Annotated in this window: 17 protein-coding genes; 6 read left to right on the top strand and 11 right to left on the bottom strand. The window is 44.7% G+C overall.

What is annotated here, in order from left to right; genetic code table 11:
* Positions 1-2 precede the first annotated feature (2 nt).
* A complete protein-coding gene (locus AC27G9_RS09640) occupies positions 3-1,415 on the bottom strand; it encodes a TIGR03013 family XrtA/PEP-CTERM system glycosyltransferase (RefSeq protein ID WP_487073495.1) in 1,413 nt (470 codons plus the stop codon).
* Between the two features lie 175 nt (positions 1,416-1,590).
* Here AC27G9_RS09640 and AC27G9_RS09635 point away from each other — a divergent pair, with 175 nt between their 5' ends.
* The 4 genes from AC27G9_RS09635 to AC27G9_RS09620 are packed head-to-tail and all read left to right on the top strand — an operon-like array spanning position 1,591 to position 6,393.
* The gene (locus tag AC27G9_RS09635) at positions 1,591-2,217 is read left to right on the top strand and encodes an XrtA/PEP-CTERM system exopolysaccharide export protein (protein WP_487073493.1); all 627 of its coding nucleotides are present in this window, start codon (positions 1,591-1,593) and stop codon (positions 2,215-2,217) included.
* A 29-nt stretch (positions 2,218-2,246) separates the two neighbouring features.
* Positions 2,247-3,818: an XrtA system polysaccharide chain length determinant gene (locus tag AC27G9_RS09630; RefSeq protein WP_487073491.1), complete on the top strand. Its 1,572-nt coding sequence runs from the start codon at positions 2,247-2,249 to the stop codon at positions 3,816-3,818.
* Positions 3,819-4,745: an XrtA-associated tyrosine autokinase gene (locus tag AC27G9_RS09625; RefSeq protein WP_487073489.1), complete on the top strand. Its 927-nt coding sequence runs from the start codon at positions 3,819-3,821 to the stop codon at positions 4,743-4,745.
* On the top strand, positions 4,714-6,393 hold the full coding sequence (locus AC27G9_RS09620) for a porin family protein (RefSeq protein WP_487073487.1): 1,680 nt from the start codon (positions 4,714-4,716) through the stop codon (positions 6,391-6,393). The genes AC27G9_RS09625 and AC27G9_RS09620 overlap by 32 nt, the downstream gene beginning before the upstream one ends.
* Positions 6,394-6,442: 49 nt before the next feature.
* Here the strand turns inward: AC27G9_RS09620 and AC27G9_RS09615 are convergent, their stop codons facing one another.
* Together AC27G9_RS09615 and hldE are read right to left on the bottom strand one after the other, a co-directional pair.
* On the bottom strand, positions 6,443-7,510 hold the full coding sequence (locus tag AC27G9_RS09615; protein WP_487073485.1) for an XrtA/PEP-CTERM system-associated ATPase: 1,068 nt from the start codon (positions 7,508-7,510) through the stop codon (positions 6,443-6,445).
* 64 nt (positions 7,511-7,574) lie between these two features.
* Complete coding sequence (gene hldE / locus AC27G9_RS09610) at positions 7,575-9,005, bottom strand: bifunctional D-glycero-beta-D-manno-heptose-7-phosphate kinase/D-glycero-beta-D-manno-heptose 1-phosphate adenylyltransferase HldE (protein WP_487073483.1); 1,431 nt, start codon at positions 9,003-9,005, stop codon at positions 7,575-7,577.
* Between the two features lie 23 nt (positions 9,006-9,028).
* Between hldE and AC27G9_RS09605 the strand changes: the two genes are divergently transcribed.
* Positions 9,029-9,382 (top strand): GIY-YIG nuclease family protein, encoded by a 354-nt coding sequence (locus AC27G9_RS09605; protein ID WP_487073481.1) that lies wholly within the window; start codon positions 9,029-9,031, stop codon positions 9,380-9,382.
* Here AC27G9_RS09605 and AC27G9_RS09600 read toward each other — a convergent pair.
* Complete coding sequence (locus tag AC27G9_RS09600) at positions 9,379-10,284, bottom strand: DUF350 domain-containing protein (RefSeq protein ID WP_487073479.1); 906 nt, start codon at positions 10,282-10,284, stop codon at positions 9,379-9,381. The genes AC27G9_RS09605 and AC27G9_RS09600 overlap by 4 nt on opposite strands.
* A gap of 101 nt (positions 10,285-10,385) precedes the next feature.
* Here AC27G9_RS09600 and glnE point away from each other — a divergent pair, with 101 nt between their 5' ends.
* Complete coding sequence (gene glnE, locus AC27G9_RS09595; RefSeq protein ID WP_487073477.1) at positions 10,386-13,259, top strand: bifunctional [glutamate--ammonia ligase]-adenylyl-L-tyrosine phosphorylase/[glutamate--ammonia-ligase] adenylyltransferase; 2,874 nt, start codon at positions 10,386-10,388, stop codon at positions 13,257-13,259.
* 45 nt (positions 13,260-13,304) lie between these two features.
* On the opposite strand, the gene AC27G9_RS09590 is transcribed toward glnE, so the two are convergent.
* From AC27G9_RS09590 to AC27G9_RS09560, 7 genes are all read right to left on the bottom strand, one after another.
* On the bottom strand, positions 13,305-13,925 hold the full coding sequence (locus AC27G9_RS09590) for a toxin co-regulated pilus biosynthesis Q family protein (protein WP_487073475.1): 621 nt from the start codon (positions 13,923-13,925) through the stop codon (positions 13,305-13,307).
* Positions 13,926-14,041: 116 nt separating this feature from the next.
* A complete protein-coding gene (gene lpxL, locus AC27G9_RS09585) occupies positions 14,042-14,971 on the bottom strand; it encodes an LpxL/LpxP family Kdo(2)-lipid IV(A) lauroyl/palmitoleoyl acyltransferase (RefSeq protein WP_487073473.1) in 930 nt (309 codons plus the stop codon).
* 94 nt (positions 14,972-15,065) lie between these two features.
* Positions 15,066-15,323: a DUF3081 domain-containing protein gene (locus tag AC27G9_RS09580; RefSeq protein ID WP_487073471.1), complete on the bottom strand. Its 258-nt coding sequence runs from the start codon at positions 15,321-15,323 to the stop codon at positions 15,066-15,068.
* Positions 15,324-15,354: 31 nt separating this feature from the next.
* Positions 15,355-15,924, bottom strand: a complete 570-nt coding sequence (locus tag AC27G9_RS09575; RefSeq protein WP_487073469.1) for an outer membrane beta-barrel protein — start codon at positions 15,922-15,924, stop codon at positions 15,355-15,357.
* Positions 15,925-15,933: 9 nt separating this feature from the next.
* Positions 15,934-17,136 (bottom strand): hypothetical protein, encoded by a 1,203-nt coding sequence (locus AC27G9_RS09570; RefSeq protein WP_487073467.1) that lies wholly within the window; start codon positions 17,134-17,136, stop codon positions 15,934-15,936.
* Positions 17,137-17,928: an outer membrane lipoprotein-sorting protein gene (locus AC27G9_RS09565; RefSeq protein WP_487073465.1), complete on the bottom strand. Its 792-nt coding sequence runs from the start codon at positions 17,926-17,928 to the stop codon at positions 17,137-17,139.
* Entirely contained in the window at positions 17,912-20,227 is a 2,316-nt protein-coding gene (locus tag AC27G9_RS09560) for an efflux RND transporter permease subunit (RefSeq protein ID WP_487073463.1), read from the bottom strand. The genes AC27G9_RS09565 and AC27G9_RS09560 overlap by 17 nt, the downstream gene beginning before the upstream one ends.
* Between the last annotated feature and the right edge of the window lie 255 nt (positions 20,228-20,482).

Here is a 20,482-nt window from a genome sequence, read left to right as displayed (position 1 = left end):
TGTTATCGCCCTTTGCCAAATAGCACTATTTCTACTGTTCTTATTAAAATAAGGATATCAAGCAGTAAACTTTGGTGTTTAACGTAATAAAGATCGAACTTTAGTTTCTCCATCGAATCTTCGACACTCGCACCGTACGGATAATTGAGTTGCGCCCAGCCAGCGAGTCCCGGCTTAACATTATGTCTTTGGTTGTAATAAGGCACTTCTTTAATGAGCTGTTCTACAAACTCCGGGCGCTCAGGGCGAGGACCAATGAAAGACATTTCCCCCCTAAATACGTTCAACAGCTGAGGTAATTCGTCAATTCTGTATTTGCGAATAAAATGGCCTATGCGAGTGACACGGTCATCATTTTTAGACGCCCATTTAGCTCCGTCTTTTTCTGCATCAGGTCTCATACTCCGAAACTTAATGATTTTGAAAAGCTTACCATTCAAGCCGACTCGTTCCTGTTTGTAAAAAACAGAAACGCCGGTACGCCTTCCATCATCTAGCCAAATCATAATTCCGGTGATGAGCATGAATGGCCAAACGAAAATGAGAACAAAAAACGCTAGGAATGCATTGATTGAGTAATCTAAAGCGTCTCGTAGATAGTTTTGAGAATGGAACCCGTTTGAATAGATTACCCAACTTGGATACATAAGATTGACGGCAATTTGACCCGTTTCTCGCTCCATAAAATCGAGCAAATCGGTAATTTCGATACCGCGCAATCGGCAATCAAACAAAACATCAATAGGCAATGTACCACGTCTCTGGTCGCAAGCGATAACGATCTCTTCTACTTCGTTCTCAGTGATGAAGTTCCTGAAATTCTCATCGACTTTAACGTGGATTACTTTTTCTTTGCGAATGCCCTCTTCTCGGTTGTCGCCGGGGATTGGAACAAAGCCTAGGAGTTCAAACCCGAGTCTATCAACGTCACGACGCATTCGTTTTTCGATAATCGAAGCTCGCTCACCAGCTCCAAGCACTACTAATCGCACTTTGCCCAAGCCCAAAAGCCCAAGTTTGTTTGTGAAGTAACGGAAGAAAACCAACGAGACAATATTGAGAGAGATAGCAACCGGCAAATAATACGTATGCATGCTCAACTCATTGAAAAGTGCAGACGTTACTACTTCAACGACAAAATAACTGATGCCTAAACTGACGAAGATCCGCCTGATGATTCCTCTGAACGTTTCCCTTAGTTTTGCCTCATAAAGACCAACGGACAAAGAGCAAACCAGTACTGCCAACGTCAGCAACAATATATTGATAGAGAGCTGTTCGAGGCTAGGTTGCGCAATAATTTGTAATTGTACGAGTATAAAACTAGTGATGTAGCCGACGTATGATACGAGTAAGGCTTCTGTCACAACTAGTGCATTTGAGCGCTTGTTTTGTCTATTTTTTGCTACTGCCATAGCTTAGTTATCTGTCCGTTTTTAATAAGATTAATCTCAGCGCAAATATCATATGATAAAAATATCAATTGAGATAGACTAATTGTCAGTTATGACGTTAAATAGCGATATACTTTGGATAATGTTATAACTTAGAAATCAAAGTTTTGGTTTGTAGATCACAGGACTGAGTCTCATGCAAAATGTGCGCACTAAGGTTTTAGCGGCAACGCTATTTGGTTTGATGGCGAGTGGTTGCAGCGTCAATACGCTGCCAGAAGCAACAACAAAATCGTCTTTAACGACAGACGTTAACAATTACCAGTATCTCATTGGCCCAGGTGATAGCCTAACTATTTTTGTTTGGCGTAACCCGGAAATTTCCGGCTCCTTTGTTGTCAGACCAGATGGCAAATTAACCACATCATTGGTTGAGGACATCGACGTTGCGGGTCGCACTCCCACAATGCTGGCGCGAGAGATCGAAGAAGCACTGTCCAAATACATCAATAATCCAAGAGTCACGGTTAGTGTCAACAATTTTGGTGGCCCGCTAAGTGAGCAGGTCCGTGTTATTGGTGAAGCGCTAAATCCCAGTGCCATCAATTATACAGAGCACATGACACTACTCGACCTAATGATAGCTGTGGGTGGATTAACTGAATTCGCTAGCGGCAACAACGCAAAACTCGTTCGAGTAGTTAACGGCCAAAAAGTATCATATGACTTGAGCATCGACGACTTGGTCAGAAAGGGAGATATTTCTAAAAATGTCGATATGCTACCAGGTGATATCGTAATCATCCCTGAAGCTTGGTTCTAAACTCCAAAAACAATTAAAAGAATTAAAACATGCAGGATTTACAGCAAACGCTGATTCAAGTACTCGACTATATTCGTGGTATCTGGATAAAAAAACGTTACGTTATTATCTGCTCTTGGCTGATCTGCCCTATCGGATTTATGTACGTTTCAACGCTGCCAGACGTTTATGAGTCTAAAGCGCAAGTTTTCGTCGATACTCGCTCGGTATTGCAACCGTTATTGAGAGGGCTTGCTATTCAAACTGACCCTCAACAAGAAATCCAGATGATGGCAAAGACGTTACTCAGCAGAAGTAACGTAGAGACTATCGCCAGGGAATCCGATCTCGACATTACGACAAATAGTGAAGACGAGTTTGACACTTTGGTAAGGGATCTTACAAAGTCAATAAGGCTTGGTTCAACTGGTAGAGACAATATATATACCATCAGCTACGAAAACAAAGAGGCGTCTATCGCTCAAACGGTTGTTCAAGAAACATTAGATTTATTCGTAGAAGGATCGTTGGGCAACAATAGGCGAGATACGGATACAGCTGAACGTTTTATAAGTGAACAGATCGGTGAATATGAAACTCGACTGACAGAAGCAGAACAAAGACTAGCTGATTTCAAACGTCAATACAGTGATATCTTGCCATTACAGGGGACGTTTTACGCGAATCTCCAAGCCCTAAACAACAATTTGGAAAAAACTCAGCTCCAAATTAAGCAAACTCAGCAGCAAGTCGAGTCGCTTCGTTCACAGATTTCAAAGCGCTCCAAACCCGCTTCCAACGGTGTTGTTGAGGGTGCTGATACACCTGTATTGAGAACCCGATACGATGAGAGGATAAAGTCTTTAGAGGAACAACTCGACCAACTTCAACTGCGGTTTACTGATTTTCACCCTGACGTAATTGAAACCAAGAGCGTCCTCGAAAATTTAGAGACCGCTCGTCAACGCGAAATAGACGCGTTTTTGACAGCGTCTCCTGATGAAGACTCTGCTCCAATGAGCTCGCTTAACCAGGAAATCTCTTTGGAGATTAGTCGGTTGGAAAGTGATATTGCCTCGTTGAAAGTACAAGAAGAAGACTTTGTAGACAAAATTGCAGAACTAGAAGCCAAAATTGATTTAGTACCACAAGTCGAAGCCGAATCTTCGTCGCTCAATAGAGACTATGACATTACAAAACGGAAGTATGAGGAATTGTTGGCAAGAAGAGAGTCGGCCGATTTAAGCCGCCGTGCAGATGTTACCTCTGAGGACCTACAATTTAGAATAATCGAGCCACCTTTATTGCCTTCAAAGCCTTCAGGGCCGGCACGGATAATCTTTTATACTGCAGTACTAGTCATTGGATTTGGAGCGGGTATCGCAATCGCATTTCTAGTGAGTCAGTTAACGCCAATATTAGTAAGGGCTAAGCAACTTTCTGTGATAACACCCTATCCTGTTTGGGGTGCCGTTAGTCACTTAAATCTCGATGACATTAAAAAGAAAAACAGAAACAGAGTATTGGTATTCGCTCTGTCATCAGGGTGTATCATTGCTATGTATGTTGTATTGATCGCAGCAGAATTGTTAAATGTCAACTTGCTGGAGAGGTTTGTATAAATGAGCAATACAATTGAAAAGGCACTTCAGCGCCAAAAAGAGGCGAAGAAGAAGCTTGAGCAACAGGCAGAAGAGCAAGCTGCGCAGAACGAAATCGAGCAACCGACAGACGACATAGTGGTAAAACCCGAAAGTACGGTTGAGCCACAAGAGCCCAAACCGAGAAAGTCTGCTGCGCCTAATGACAAACCACCCTATGAACTAGACCTGGACTCGTTAGAAGACAAAGGCCATGTTTCTATTCGCTCTAAACGTAGCCAAATTAATGAAGAATACCGTGAGATAAAGCGAAAACTATTGGCGAATGCGTTTGGTCCAATATCAAACACACTCAACAACAGCAATATCATCATGGTCACTAGCGGTCGTCCCTCAGAGGGCAAAACATTTACCGCAACTAACCTCGCTTTAAGTATCGCAGCAGAGCAGGATAAGACCGTACTACTGGTGGATGCAGATGTCCTGAAGCCTAACGTTTTAAATACCCTTCAGTTGGAGAAACGTCCCGGTCTAATGGAATATCTCGTCGGCGATGTGGAAGATGTGGCGGATGTCATCTACCCGACAAATATCGATAAATTAAAAATTATCCCGGCTGGGCGATCACATCATCTGTCTACGGAAATGTTGGCAAGTCAAAAAATGCATGAAACCGTTGATGAGTTTGCTAATCGCTACTCAGACAGAATTGTCATATTTGATACGCCACCACTCATTGGTATCAACGAATCGGCAATACTCGCCAATTTTGCAGGCCAAGCCGTGGTTGTGACAGAAGAGGGCAAGTCAAAATTGTCCGACATCAAACATGCGGTTGAACGATTAAATCCCGATATGGCAATTGGCTTTGTCGTAAATAAATCAGTCAATAACGATGCCGATGGAACTGGGTATTATGGTTACTACTACGCTGAAAGAAACGATTAAAATCAATAAATTAAAATACAAGCGTTCACTTTTATCTGTAGCAGTTTTGTTTGCAGTTGGCCATGTTAGTCATACAAATGCAAACGAGCTCAAAGTGACTGCGGGTGTCAGTACGGACGCAATTTTTCAAACCATAGACAGCAACGACGCAAGCCTTAATCAGTTTGAGGATGTGTCGACGTTTCAGGTTATTCCCACGGTCAATGCAGAATATCGAACGAAAACATTTCAAGGTCGGTGGTCGGGTAAATACAGTTATCTAGATAGAGATTTTGATGATATTGAGAGAAGCGATAGTTTTGGAGAATATCTATACTCCGCTTCATGGTCGCCCTTTGACAGTTTGCTTACGCTTTCGGCTAATGGCGCACTAAACTATCAAAATATTTCGACTAACGGCGCCTTCATCAATGACTTTTTACTCAATGCAGGAGAGCTATCAAAAACCCGCTCGAATCGTTTTTCTGCGACTATGCGCCTCCCGAATACGCCGTGGTTTCAAGCTCAAGGCACTATTTCCTATTCAGATACAGCGGCTGAGGAATCCGAGTTAATTCCAAATGTAAATCTAGATAATGACTCTGTCTCGACGCAGGGTTCTATAGAAAACGCTGCAGATGCAGAAATTTTCTTCTGGCGAATAGATGGGACTTATCAGTCAACCGACAGGAGTCAGGGTAACCTTGGTGATTTTGCATCTCGCTCGGGCGAAGGCAGTTTCAATTGGGTCTTTATTGAAAACTTCGCTTTTAATGTTTCTTTACGTCATGAAGCGAATCAAATTTCAGATAACTCAGACATTTTCTCTGAAGGCAGAGAGTTCAATAGCTACGGCGCTGGTTTGTCCTACCGTCAAAGCGAAAATCGTTTTATCACTTTGACCGTTAACACCAGCGATTCAGAATTTGAAGATTCTGATGCTGAAACCTTTGTTGGCGTGTCGGTGAATTGGGCGTTCTCTCCAAGGACATCTTTTTCTGGAGAATATGGCAAACGTTTTTATGGCGACTCTGGACGAGCTACCTTCAGGCACAATCGTAAAAAATTCAGAAGCCAGGTTTCGTACAATGAAGAAGTGACAAGTTTCTCTAGATTGATTGCGAATCCCGAAAACCTTGGCGTATTTGTTTGTGCTGACGGGAATGTAGCATTGAGTGCGTGTTTTCAACCAAATAGCTTGAATTATGAACTTCAGTCAGGTGAACAGTTTGTTCAATTCTCTACTATCAATACTGATATCAATGATGAAGTTATCATTCGAAAGTCTTTGAATGCACAAGTAGGATATCAAGGCAAACGGGTAAATGTATCCTTGTCTGGACAATATGGATTCAATGAGTCTGTCGAAATTGATCGTCAGCAACGTATCTATAATATTGGAATACAAGCCTCTTACTCTATAGGACGCTATACGACTATTGATGGCAGATTAGACTACGGTGAGACTGCTCAGCGTTCGGCAACGCTTGGCAATGGTGAAAATGACAGCATAGTTGGCAGCCTACAAATCTCTCGAGAATTGGGCCAATCACTTAGCGCTAACCTACAATTTCAATACACTGATAGGGACGGTGATTTAAATGTTGGAGGCGGGCAGCTACTGAGCGATCGCCGCGTTAGTATCGGGCTCACTTACCGCTACGAGTAATTCAGACAAAAAAGCAGGCTCTCGCCTGCTTTTTTCTCATTAACAATGCTTAATCGTTTTCATCTTTCAAGCGGACATACGCTCGATATTTTTTCTTCAATATTTTATCAATGTATTGGGTTAGTTTGATCTTATGGCTAATGGCATCATCTAGCGCATCGACCAGCTCTCCTAGCATAGCCTTGTAGTATTCGGCATCTTTTATTTCGTTACCGCTTGGGGTGTAAGCAGGCTTCACACCGTCCGGCGTATGCGCTCCCTCAACGCCTTCCTCTGAACTGTCAGCTACCGCTGGTGTATCAGGGACGAACATTTCTTCTTTCACTTCATCAATGACGGCAGTTACCGATGCTTCATCGAGTGATTCCAACTCCTCTAAGAAGCCGTAAAGCAACACTCTATCCATCAAGGTATTGATTTTACGGGGTACGCCGCGGGTAAACTTATAAATCGATGAGAAGGCTTCATCAGAGAACAAAGAGGTGCCATTCCATCCCGCTTGGTGCATGCGGTACTCGATGTAAGACTTCATCTCATCTTCTGTTAGCGGAGCCAGATGACACGATGCGACAATACGTTGCCTAAACTGCTCCATATTCGGAGCACGTAAAATCGGTTGTAGTTCTTCTTGCCCCAGTAAGAAACTTTGAAGTAAGGGCTTACCGGCTTGCTGATAATTCGAAAGCATGCGCAGCTCTTCTATCGTTTCTAATGGAAGGTTTTGTGCTTCATCCACTAGCAACAAAGCACGCTTGCCCTGCTTGCTTAAGTCAAACAGAAAGACTTCTAAGTCTTTGAGAATATCCGCTTTGGTTTTACCGGCAACATCCAACTCAAACTTGGCGGCAACCATTTTAACCAGTTCATCTGGGTTGAGTTTTGGTGTGACAATCTGCGCGGCAAAAATATCGTCTTCGATATCCGCCAGCAAACTATTTGCTATTGTCGTTTTGCCGGTACCGATATCTCCAGTGATAACGATAAACCCCTCAGCCTGTGACAGTCCATACTGCAAATAGGACATTGCTCGTTTGTGCCATTTACTTGCGAAGAAAAACGCGGGATCAGGCGTTAGCTGAAAAGGTTTCGAGTTAAGTCCGTAATAACTTTCGTACATGTTTACTGCGCCAATTTTATCTTAGGGTTTAGCTTACCTGAATCTAATGACAGGAGCTATTCAATTAGTCTGTTTGCTTTTCAACAATGCGTTGAATAATACCGGTCGTCGATACACCTTCTTCAAAGTGCAATACACTGACTTTTCCACCGTTGGCCATGACTTCTTTGCCACCCGCGATCTCATCGACTTTGTAATCGCCCCCCTTAACTAACACATCAGGAAGCAACTCGCTAATGAGGCGCTGGGGTGTATCTTCGGCAAATGGCACAACCCAGTCGACGGCGCTTAAGCCAGCGAGTACAGCCATTCTTCGACCTACGGCATTGACTGGACGACCTGGGCCTTTGAGTTTAGTCACAGACTGGTCTGTGTTGACCGCGACAATTAAGCGGTGGCCCAGTTTTTTCGCGGCATCTAAATAAGACACGTGACCTGCATGTAAGATATCAAAACAGCCGTTGGTCATCACGACTGTCTCACCTCTTTTCTTAGCCTGCTCTATTGCCATCTTTAACTGTGATTCACTCATTACGCCACCGTCTAAATGCGGTGTTTGCTCACCCAATGCGAGAGCGAGCTCTGTTGCAGAGACTGTTGATGTGCCCAATTTACCTACTACGACACTCGCTGCAAGGTTGGCGAGAACACAGGCATCGTTTAAAGACATGCCTGTGGCGATACATACCGCCAATGTTGAAACTACCGTATCCCCTGCCCCAGTGACATCGTAGACTTCTTTGGCTTTTGCAGGTAAATGGTAGGTCTCGGCATCGTTTTGGAACAAGGTCATTCCGTGCTCTGAACGCGTCAGCAACAAGGCGTCAAGCGACAATTCTTGGCGCAGGGCTTCAGTCTTAGCACGCAGCTCTTCCTCACCATTGGCTGAACCTTTTACCGCATAAAGCTCGGCAAGGTTTGGGGTGATTAATGTCGCGTTGCAATACTTACCAAAGTCGTTACCTTTGGGGTCAACGACCACGGGCTTACCCAGTTTGTTAGCAGCTTGAATGAGCGCTTGAGTGTCCGACAAACACCCTTTGTTGTAGTCAGACAATACAACCAGATCAGCGTTTGCCAAGTGATGTTCAAAGTGTTCAAGTAACGCAGATTTGTCGACCCCAGCGAAACTTTTCTCAAAATCCATTCTCAGCAGCTGCTGATTTCGACTCATTACACGTAGTTTAGTGATAGTATCAAACCCGTCGACTTTGACGAATTGACACTCCACGCCGAACGAAGACAGTCTTTGCTCGAGAATATTGGCATTGTCGTCGTCACCACATAATCCGATTAGGGTAACGTTTGCCCCGAGTGTCGCGGCATTGATGGCAACGTTCGCAGCGCCACCGGGCCTATCTTCAGTGTCGTTGACATTTACCACAGGTACAGGTGCTTCTGGAGAAATTCGGCCGGTTGCTCCGCTCCAATAGCGGTCGAGCATCAAATCGCCTACGATCAAAATGTTGGCTTGGCTAAAATCGGGTAAATTCATAACGTTAAGGAAGTGTATTCAAATTGACGGCAAGTATAACAGCCAACCACTCAACAACGCCAACCAAGGAAGGCGATTGGTTCGTTTATCTGGTCCAGAATCGATTGGACCAGTTTTATTGTGGCGTCACCAACAACCCAAGCCGGCGAATTCGTCAACACAGAGGGGAATTGGTTGGCGGTGCAAAAGCACTAAAAGGCAAGGCACCATTGCGTTTTGTATTCGTCTACCAAGTCAATTCTAAGTCCATTGCGATGCAAGCTGAATACTGGTTAAAGCAGCAACCACGACGCATTAAAGAACAAGTCAGAACGTCTCAACATACGCTTTTCGAAGAGACGTTCACGGGTAAAAATGTTACCGCTAATTACGCCTAGAAGCCCAACACACCGTTTATTAAAAACGCTAACCCCAGACTGAGTGTCAGCTCAACACAGGCGACACCGACGTTTTCTTGTTGGTCTATCTCTTTGTCTGAGTCCATCCCAAACAATACAATACGTTTGCTAACGCCGACCAATAGGCTCAGTGCTACTGACAGAATAACACTGACAATCAACCACCCCGTGACATTGCTTACATATCCATTGGGGCTGTACGCGAGTATATGGCCAGCGCTCGTCACAATGACTGCGGTGCCAATGAGATGACCCGCGTGTTTGATTGCCAGCGCTAGCTGCCCTTTAGTCAACGCGTCTTGGAAGGAAGAGTTTTGGTTATCTCTGGCATATCGCCATTCATGAATACGGGTCGCAATGATAAGCACTGTCTGTACGACTAAGAACCCAGTAACCACGCCAATGATGGCGTTGACATCGGTACCTTGTACCCACTTCACTGTGCTCGCGAGTATGATTGCACTAGCAATTAAATTTGCCGCATCAGCAATCGCCACACTGTGGTTTCTGGCCAGAACCTGCGCTTGCGTATCCAGTTTGTCTAACACTAACTTATCTTGTGCATATCGTCCGAATTTGACCAGTATTAGCCCTACAATACCAAAGACAGTCATTCCCACTGCGGCCTGCTCTATCCCATGTCCCACATGGCGGCCTGCGACGGCTGAAATGACAATCGTCAACGCCAAGATACTGCTTGCGACACTGATACCGAAAGCAAAATTGTCTTTTACGCCCAGCTCCTCCGTCACACTGTTTTTACTCAACACCCCATTTAACCATTTGATCAATGTAACAAAGGCCATTGCGATACCTACCTCTACCAATAAGTAAAGGTACAGCTGGCTAGGCAAACTATTGAGTTTTACCAACGCATCCATAAATTTGAAGTCCTCGAAGACGTGACTAAAGGCTGGAGCACAATAAAGTCTTGTGCCAGACTAGACGCCAAATAAGTGTAAAAGATTGAATTCCCTCTATTATGCCTGCAGATTCAGTAAAATCTACGATTCAAATACACGGTGAAGGACTTTGGCTTCAGTTACCCGAAACCATCACCCAACACGAACGCGCCCAGCAAGCGCAGTTGGAAATCAGTAATACCTTGGCCTGCAGCCACTATTTGTTCAGGCAATTTACCCAATTCCCAGAACGATTGAACGCGATAATAGAAAACCAATGGCATCTGACATCGCCAGACACGGCTGCGACAGACTGGTTGAGGGAACGCTTGTCTGGTGTGACAAACGAGCAAACGTTGTCATCACTATTGAGAGAGTGTCGGCATTTGTACATGTCGAGTATCGCGTGGCGAGATCTCAATAACCGTTTAGACATTGAGCAGTCTTTGTTAGAAGTCTCGGCATTGGCAGATGCGCTGATCAATGCAGCGTATCATTGGTTGTATGATTCATTGACTCAACGCTATGGCAAACCCATGGGACACATGGGGCCTTTACCTATGCTGATTTTGGGGATGGGTAAACTGGGAGGTAAAGAACTCAACTACTCGTCCGATATTGATTTGATTTTCGCTTACCCCGAAAAAGGAGAGACACAAGGCGGCAGGAAGTCGATTGAAAACCAACAATTTTTTACCAAGCTCGCACAAAAGCTAATCGGCGCGCTCAATACGATTACAATGGATGGTCAAGTTTATCGTGTCGACATGCGCTTGCGTCCATTCGGAGAGAGTGGCCCGCTAGTCGCCTCATTTGCCGCACTTGAAGACTACTATCAAGACCAAGGTCGCCATTGGGAGCGATTTGCAATGGTAAAAGCTCGTGTACTCAACCCCGAGCAGCAATACAGTGAGGAATTAGAAGCCATACTCAAACCCTTTACTTTTCGCCGGTATTTGGACTTCACAACAATCGATGCCCTACGCAATATGAAATCGATGATCGCCAGTGAAACGAGAAGGAAAAAGCTGACCAATAATATCAAGCTGGGTACTGGAGGAATTAGAGAAGTTGAGTTTTTCGCTCAGAGCTTCCAGCTTATCCACGGAGGAAGAGAAGCCAGTCTTCAACATAAGTCACTCAAAACCACACTTGACGCTTTAGCTGACCTGACGATTATTCCCAGCCAAGAGGCGAAAAATCTTTACGACAACTACCTATTTTTGAGGAAGGTAGAGCATACGCTGCAACAGTGGAATGATGAGCAAACACAAACACTCCCCTCTGATACCTACCAGCAAGCTGTCCTGAGCCAGGTTTGTGGATTCGACAGTTATTCCGAACTGTTCCACCATTGCCAACAAGTACATCAGAGTATCAATCGTCAGTTCAGCGCTTTGATCGAAGATACAGTGGATTCGCACGATGAGGATGATTCGCTTTACCAACAATGCGTCGATGCATGGCAACTGGCATTGGAGCACGACGAATTTGTGAATTTATTTGAAGCGCAAAACCACCTGTGTGATTTTGATTCGCTATTTAATCTAGTGAGTGACTTTAAAAAAGGATTGAGTAAGCACCGGATTGGGCAACGAGGAGAAGACACGCTCAACAAATTGATGCCAGAGGTACTTTACACTTTGCTTTGTGAATGCCCCACGCTGGCAAGTAACGTATTACCAAGAGTACTTGGCGTCATTCATGCGGTGACGGGTAGAACCACGTATCTCGACTTGATGTTTGAAAATCCCAATGTACTCAAACAACTCTTTAAGCTGTTGAGTCGAAGCCAATGGATTGGTGATCAAATTCAACGCTTTCCGCTTCTGCTCGACGAACTACTCAATCCAATCTATCTCAATGACCAAGTTGTCTCTGTCGATGAAATAAAATCAGAATATCGGCGCGATCTTCAGCAGAGCATGCTACGAGTTGACCCTGACGATGTCGAAGCCATCATGGATACTTGGCGACAGTTCAAATTGTCCCATCAGCTACGCATTGCGGCTGCCGATATATCCGGCTCTCTACCGATCGCAAAAGTCAGTGATAAATTAACCGTGCTCGCTGAGGTTTTAGTCGAAAACGTGTTGCATCACGCTTGGCAACACTGCGAAGCCAAGTATGGCGTACCCAACCATTTAGACGATAATGCGCTGGGCTTCGCCATTGTTGGCTATGGCAAAGTCGGTGGTTGGGAGCTGGGTTATGGTTCAGACCTTGACCTCGTTTGTATTCACGATGCCCCCAGGAATTCCGTCACGAATGGGAAGAAATCTATCAGTGCTCAGCAATTTTACATCAAACTTGTACAGCGCATGTTGCACCTAATCAGCACTAAAACCTTACTTGGTGAAATGTATGAAGTGGACCTCAGATTGAGGCCATCCGGTAATTCAGGACTGCTGAGCTGCCACATCGATGGGTTTACCAGTTACCAACAAAATGATGCATGGACATGGGAACATCAAGCACTAGTTAGGGCTCGAGTATTGGTTGCAGATGGTCAACTCGCTGATAAGTTCAATACGACCAGACGCCAGATTTTGGCGTTACCTCGAGAGGAGCAAGGGTTGCTCGCGGATGTCAGAGATATGCGCACAAAAATGCGGGAACACCTGCTAAAAGACAGCCAAGGTATCGATTTAAAACAAAGTGAGGGCGGTATTACCGACATCGAGTTCATGGTGCAGTATTGGGTACTGAGGCATGCACAACAATTTAGTGAAATCACAGATTATTCAGATAACTTGAGAATCCTCGAGTGTTTGGCACAGGCCAACATCATTGATTCACAGTCGATGGCGGGTTTGCAAGAGGCCTATTTATCTTTGCGGGAAGCGTATCACCAACTTACCTTAGCAGATGAAAAATATGCGATGGACTCAGACACGTTGAGCCAAATTCGTCATTCAGTTAGAGAGAATTGGCAAAGGTTATTTGCAAGTTAGCGAGACATTCAGCCGAGCACTGCTCGGCGCTACTAAAAAGACTATCTACGAGCGAACGAGATTGCAGTTGCGTTTTAGATAGTCGGTATTTTCATCGGTGACAACAAGTGAGCGCTGCTTAGGGCAAACATAGGTTACCACTTCGCCTTCGAAACTCGAATCAATGGCGCTTGCAATCTTTTTCAATGAACCAACGATGGTGTTGTCCATTTGAAACTGGTGCTTGATCACAAAATCTTGGTCTAAGTCCCAAATTACTTGCATACCTTCTTGTTGAGCATATGAAGAAATGGCTTCTCGCAACGTGTTGCCAGCTTTAAACGTACGGTATTTGTGTTCACCAACCCAACGTGAACTGATGGGTTTAATATCACTCGACATTTTCTCAAGTTGTGAATCAAGGGGTTGGTCTTGTCCAGAAAGCTCAAGGACAAAGTCCCCGACTTCGTCTTTGATAGGATCAGTTGAAGACATGCGAAACTCGCGGTAAAAGTCAGATAAGCCTCTAGACACCGACTTTTCCTCTTGTGCACCTTCAGGTTTCGGCTTAGATTCGTTCTCGATATTAAGATTAATGATAATCCCCGCCACTATGACTAGTGCGAGGGCCATACCTATGTGTTTTGCCCAAAATAACGAACTTGAAAACCCAGTTTGTTGTGCCATTTACTTTACCACGCGTCGTGCTGACGTCTTTTTATTATAGAACAAAATTCGTACAATATTGATGTTAGCACTTAGGTTACGCAGAATTTCTAGCCAATTCAAGCGATAGCACTGTGCTAGTCATAGAGTGACGGGTCCTGTTCATTCGGCCGTGTTTTGAAACGCTTATGCATCCACAAATAGCTCTCAGGCTGCTCTTTAAGCGCTTCGACAATATGAGTATTCAACGTGGTCAATGCCATCTCGTCATCCATGTCACGCAAAGATTCCATCGGCGGGTAGATTTTAATTTTGTAGCCTTTCGTCGTGTACTGAGACGTTATCAACAAAGGAATGGCCTTTGTTCGACGGATAAACATCATCGTTGCAGTTGTTGTCGCCGTTTGTGCTACACCACCGAAAGGTACAAAAATACTTTGTGCGCGCCCGTAGTCCTGATCAGGCAAATACAAACACAGTTCATTTTCGTCAATGGCCGCCAACAAAGCTTTCGCTGCGCGCTTGTGAATCATGTACTTGTTCGACCGTGCACGGCCGTGATACTGGAAATAATCCACAAGTTTATTGTTATGTTTGCGGTAAAACGCAATTGATGGATGGGTGTACCCAAGACCCCGGCAAGCCACCTCTAAATTCATATTGTGAAGCGCCATACCAAACACACCATGCCCTTTTTGCAAGGCGGCCTCTACGTGTTCGAATCCCTCAATTTCAAACATTCGCTTGATCCGCCACGACGGCCACCACCAACCGATAGCCGTCTCAAATAGCGCCATGCCAGTGCGCCTCGCGTTCTCAATCACTAACTGGGCCCGTGCTTCATCTGACAGTTCTGGGAAGGTTAAAGCGATATTGCGTTCGGCAACCTTTGCACGCTTGGGTGCCAATTTGATAATAAGTTTACCTACGCCTGCACCTAACATTCGAATTACAGGTAATGGCAACCAAGTGATAATGTAAAGCAGTCCGGCGCCAAACCAAACTGGCCAATATTTGGGATGAAGAAAAGCGAATGAAAATTTTGGCGGGGTAATACGACTAGACAACGTTGGTTTCCATCAATGACTCTTGCTCCTATTGTACTCTCGTTCACTACAGAAAACACCTTGGAGTCGTCTTACCTCTACAAAGGTGTCGGCGTTAGTAGTGCTTGCCAATGTATTCGAGTTTTTTCTCAAACGCTTCTAAGTGAGCGGCGGATTCATAATCATAGTGATACTGGTTATGGAAACCGAAGCTGAGCTTGACCTGCGCATCTTCAATGTAAACAGTGTAACCGTCAAAATCGGTGTAAGCGATGATCCCTTCAAGACGATATTGCTGCTCATGTTGTTCGCCGTGAGTTCTCACTTTATCGAACACACTCAGTAAAAACTTACTGTCTAATTCATTCTTCATTGAGTTTCATCGCCCTACTCTGTTTGCACCATTAATTGAAATTGTAGCGAAAACCGAGATACGCCGCATTGACACTTAACCCATCTTGGCCGCGTATGTGCTCAGCTTCGATACGAATCATGCTGTTAAGACCCACAAAAAAGTCAAAGCCAAAGCCAACAACGCCGGCAATGCCACCGTCGTCAAAACTGCAAATGGCGTTACCACTTGCGTCCGTTCCGCTAATGTCACCGACTGCACATTGTCCATCGATGGCGAATTCACTACCTTGGACATCAACGTTTAATACGCCCAATCGGTAAAAGAGTTCACCAGTTTGGTTACCAGCTTTACCCAATACCGCCAAAAAGAGTGCGTCGCCCTTTGCACCTTCAACATCGTCCAAATCATCAAACAATTGTTGGTAGCCTGCTTCTACGTACCACTGGCGACTGATTTCATGGCCAAAGGTGAGTTTATAACTCAGGCCATCAACGGAGACTTCACTGTAATCGGCGTCGGTATAACCACCCGTTATTACGCCGTACATTTTTTCTGTGGCTTGAACGCCAATACTTGCTGCGGACAGACAAAACACCGCAGCCAGTTGTTTAAAATTCATGTTGTTATCCTAAAAAAAGTATTCCAGAGAAAAGGTGACGTGATCATCTCTGCGAATGAAAAAGAGCGGCTCTTGTGGATCATCTGCAGTAAAAAAGTAAGCATTCACTGACCAGCGCCAACTATCTCCCATTCGACTTGAAGCCTCAACAAAACCACTTCGAGTATCTGTGTTTTCGAGGTCTTGTACGATACCTACCAGCCATTCAGTGCCATCAATATCATTGAGGACTACACGCGTGCCCACCATGAGGTCATTTTGACCCGTCACAAAAAAGTTATCTTCACGTTCATCGTATTGGTATTCAACTAACATACCGATATCGTAATTACTGCCTAGAACGCCAACGAAGGTGTATTCGGTTCCGGCAACGGCAGCGAAGAAATCTTGGCTTTGGCCTTCGCGATAAATGGTTTCAAGTTTCCAGAGCCAGGCTCCTTCAACCTTTAACACATCTAAACCCGCTTGATTGATCTGCGCATAAAACGGGCGAAGCCCGGTTAATTGGAGACCCGAATCGTCGAAAACTGGCGTGAGTTCTGGCTCTCGAGTGGTACCGCTGAAGTAAGATAAACCCACTTCCCAGTCTTCAATACTATGTTGCCAACGCAACGCAAAATCGATATTGCTATCTTCGTCGGATGATTCGTAGATTGGGTTGTCGACATCTATCGCAAACGGTGGCCGCAACCGACCATCAGCGCCAGCAAACGTGCGCTCACGAAAGAAAGGCAATACAAAACTGCTGAAGGTTCCCCATTCAGTTTCATAGGACATGCTGACCATAGGTTGGCCTAATTTATCTTCACCATCCAAGGCCTCAACGCTGTCAGTTTGGTTGATTATATCAACCAAATGTAAAGACTCAGTTTGGCCCCAGAATACTTTGCCTATGCCCGTTTTAAACTCAAGGTTATCGGTTACATGAACCCACATTAACTCGCGTATGTCGCCATGGGTACGCTCGCTATCTTCTTGATCGAGACGAACAAAAGGTTGAAAAGTCAGCGAATCATCACCGTCATTCCATTCCATATAAACCTGTGGTTGGAAAAATACGGAGCCTTGGCTTCTCACTTGGTTCGCGTAAGCGGGATCTTGGAGAAAGTAACGTTGCTCGATTCCGGCAGAGCCATCAATTTCATAATCGACAGCGTGCACACCATATGCACTTAATCCTGCCGCTGCCACCAAACATAATCGTGAAAACAACTATCGAGCCCTCTTTAAACTATTTTTATTGAAATCGGATGCATCAACGCCCACGTCAAACTCCAAGGTTTCCGTGACCAATTCTGTTGATTTACCCGTCTGCACATTTTCCATGTAACTGACCATTGGACGCCAGTATTTGTTTTTATAAAGTTGATGATCTTCTGTCGTCAGTGTTTTGAGTAATTCATCTTTACGGTCGAAATAGTCAACTCGGTGCACGCGATAGTGTTCCTTGTCGACATACACTTCCTGACGAGAATAGCCGGAAAACTCGTATACGGGTACTTGCTCGACAACATACACATCAACGCCTTCATGAACATCATCACGAAGGTAATTATAGGTAAACTTTTCGATCTCAAATGACGTCATATCTTCAAACGCAAATTCACTTCCAACAAATGGACCAGACTTGTTTTTCGTCGCAATGCGTTTCACACGTTTTAAAGCAGGCAAATAAATCCATTGCTCATCTGCCACTACGGGATGGGAAAAACTGAGGAAAGCTGTACCTTTGATATCGCCAGGAGAGTTAAACACCGTTAGTACTTTATCGCCGTCATCACTTACCTCTAAAGAGGTGATTTTCAGATCGCGATTGACTTCTTTTCCTCTGGCATTGCGCAAAATCATCGTTACCGTCGCTTCTGAGTTGTTCCAACCCAGATCTCGCGCTTTTCGCTCTTTGGCAATGCGCATCCCTTCGGCTTCATCTGCCATGACGATAGGCGACGATAAGCCAAGACCAAACGCTACCGCAAATAGCGATATTTTAGGCAGGTTCAACATGGTTTTGCTCTCCTTTTATCGAGTTATCATCCCTGTCTAACCACATTAAAAATGCAGGGAGAAATAAAAAATCAACGATTAGGGCACCAACAATGATAATCACAGTCAATAAACCCATATCGGAGTTCAAAGCGAAATCAGACAAGGTTAGCACACCAAACCCACACGCCAGAACTACTGTCGTCGTGGCCAATGGCTGGCCAACACCATTGAAGGTCTCCACTATCGCTTCTCGCACAGACCGACCTGGCAACTTGGTTCTTTGGTACTTAGATAGGAAGTGTACCGTGTCATCAACTATGATGCCCAGTGTCATGCTCAGCACAACTGATAACGCCATATTGATTTCGGCTGAAATTACTGCCCACAACCCAAAGCCCAAACCGGCTGGTACTAAATTCGTCAATAAACTCACCATACCAAGCCTTATCGACTTCAATGCAAATACAATGAGCAGTGAAATGAGTACCAGCGCCAACACGGTGCCCCACACCATGCTTTGCATATTGGCTTTTCCAATATGTGCAAACATGAGTGCTGGGCTGGCAGCCTCGAGCCGATAACTCTCCAACAAGGACTTGAACTTCGATTTTGCTCTTGTTTCAAATTCGGTAAATTCTTTACTGCCCAAATTATCCAGCACCGCGACTAAACGAATGGCTGATTTATCAATATCGATTTGATTATTCACATCCAATCCGTAAGGAAGAGACATTTCGTACAAGAGTAAATATTGAGCGGCCAGCGCTTTCGAGTCTGGAATTTTATAAAATGCTTCGTCGTCGTATTGCATGTTCATCCCGAGGCGCTTCATCGTATCGGAAAAGCTCAATACGTGATTAGTCTCTGGTTGTTGCCGTAACCAATCGGCGAATTCATCAATCCTGTTCAACACCTCAGGTTCATTCACACCATTCTCGGTATCGGTGTAAACGACGAAATCAATGTTAGACATCCCGCCAAAGTGCTGCTCGTGAATATTCACCGCTTGGCGAAATACACTTGCATTATCAAAATATTTTACCGCTACATCATTGAGTTGATTATTCATTGCTAAGGTGCAGCTCAGCGCTAGTATCACAACAGACAAAGGCAATATTTTTTTGAAGTTTGTCGCGACAAATTTACCTAACTTGCCGTAAACCGCTGGCGATTTTATACGTATTTTTGCAGCGGGGATGCGAATCAACAATATGGGCAGAACACAAAGCGAAATAAAACACGCTAACATGACACCAATGGCCGTGAGATTGCCCAAATCTGCCAAAATCGGCACCTCAGAAAAGTTGAGCATCAAAAAGCCGATTGCGGTTGTAATACTCGTGATGAGAATAGGCCTTTTGTTGATGGCGAGGCTTTCTTCAAGTGCGCCAGCTTTATCGTCGGTTTTTAATAGATTTTGAAAATAGCCAACGATGATGTGAATGCAATCTGCGACAGCGAGTGTCGTCACCATCACGGGAACATTTACCGTCGCCGTGCTCAAGAATATACCCAACCACCCAGCGATTCCCATCGTGATAATTATCGTCGTCGCAACAACAAACAAGGTTGCCAGCGCTGCCCAGATACTATTGGTCAGCAAACCAATTACCATGGTAATTACCACAAACATCAAGGGTACCAATGTGCTTCCATCTTTTTTGGCAGCGACGGTGAAGGCCTCATTCATTGGTGCCACACCAGTGAGGCGAATATCGTGGTTTGGGTACTTGGCTAAGACCTGTTGCTGTATTTCACGTGCATGCGCCATCACGGTAGCAACATCTTGAGTTTGGTCACCCTCTGGCAACTGCAAAGTAACATCCACAACGGTTGCTCTTCCATCAAACCCAACCAAACGCCCAGCCACTTCTGGCGTATTGGACGCCACCGACTCGATAGTTTGAATGACAGGACTAGAAAGCCCCTCTACTTCATATAGGTTCTCAACAATCAGTTCGTCTTCATCGGCATAGGTGTGCTGATAATTAGCCAGAGACTCAACTCTGAGCGAGAAAGGTATCTGCCAAGCTAAATCTGTCAACTCGGCAACGAGGTTCAAAGTGCTCGCCTGATAAACGTTGGCGTTGCTGGGAACGATAAGGAAAGACACGTTGTCGCTTTTATTAAACGTGTTTTGCATCTCTTCGTACGCCAGTTTTTGCGAGTTGGTGTCTTCAAAAAACACCTTGTAATCACCGCGAAAATATAGCGCTTGGGTGCCAAGTCCTGCAACAACACAAATCAACAAGAACACACTGAACGTCAGCCAGGGCGCCAACAACGGGCGGCGTATCCAGCCGGGCAATGAGTGCATATTAAAGTCCTTCTAACGAATTAACATCAAGAGCGTGTTGACCATTGCAAAACAATTGGATTCAACAAACTGGATACACAATAGCTTATAATAGTTTTGCCTAAAAAAACGTAAAAACATCGCGTAATCAATTTCTTATCCTAACAAAACGATCGCTGTTTACTTTTCACTCACAAATTATCGCGAACAGCGCCAGCCTGACACACAATGATATAAAAAAATCATCTTGTTAACAGTAACTTAACAGTTAGTTTG

This window comes from Alteromonas sp. 5NS40-0096 (assembly GCF_057544385.1).
This window is presented reverse-complemented; position numbering and strand designations above follow the sequence as displayed.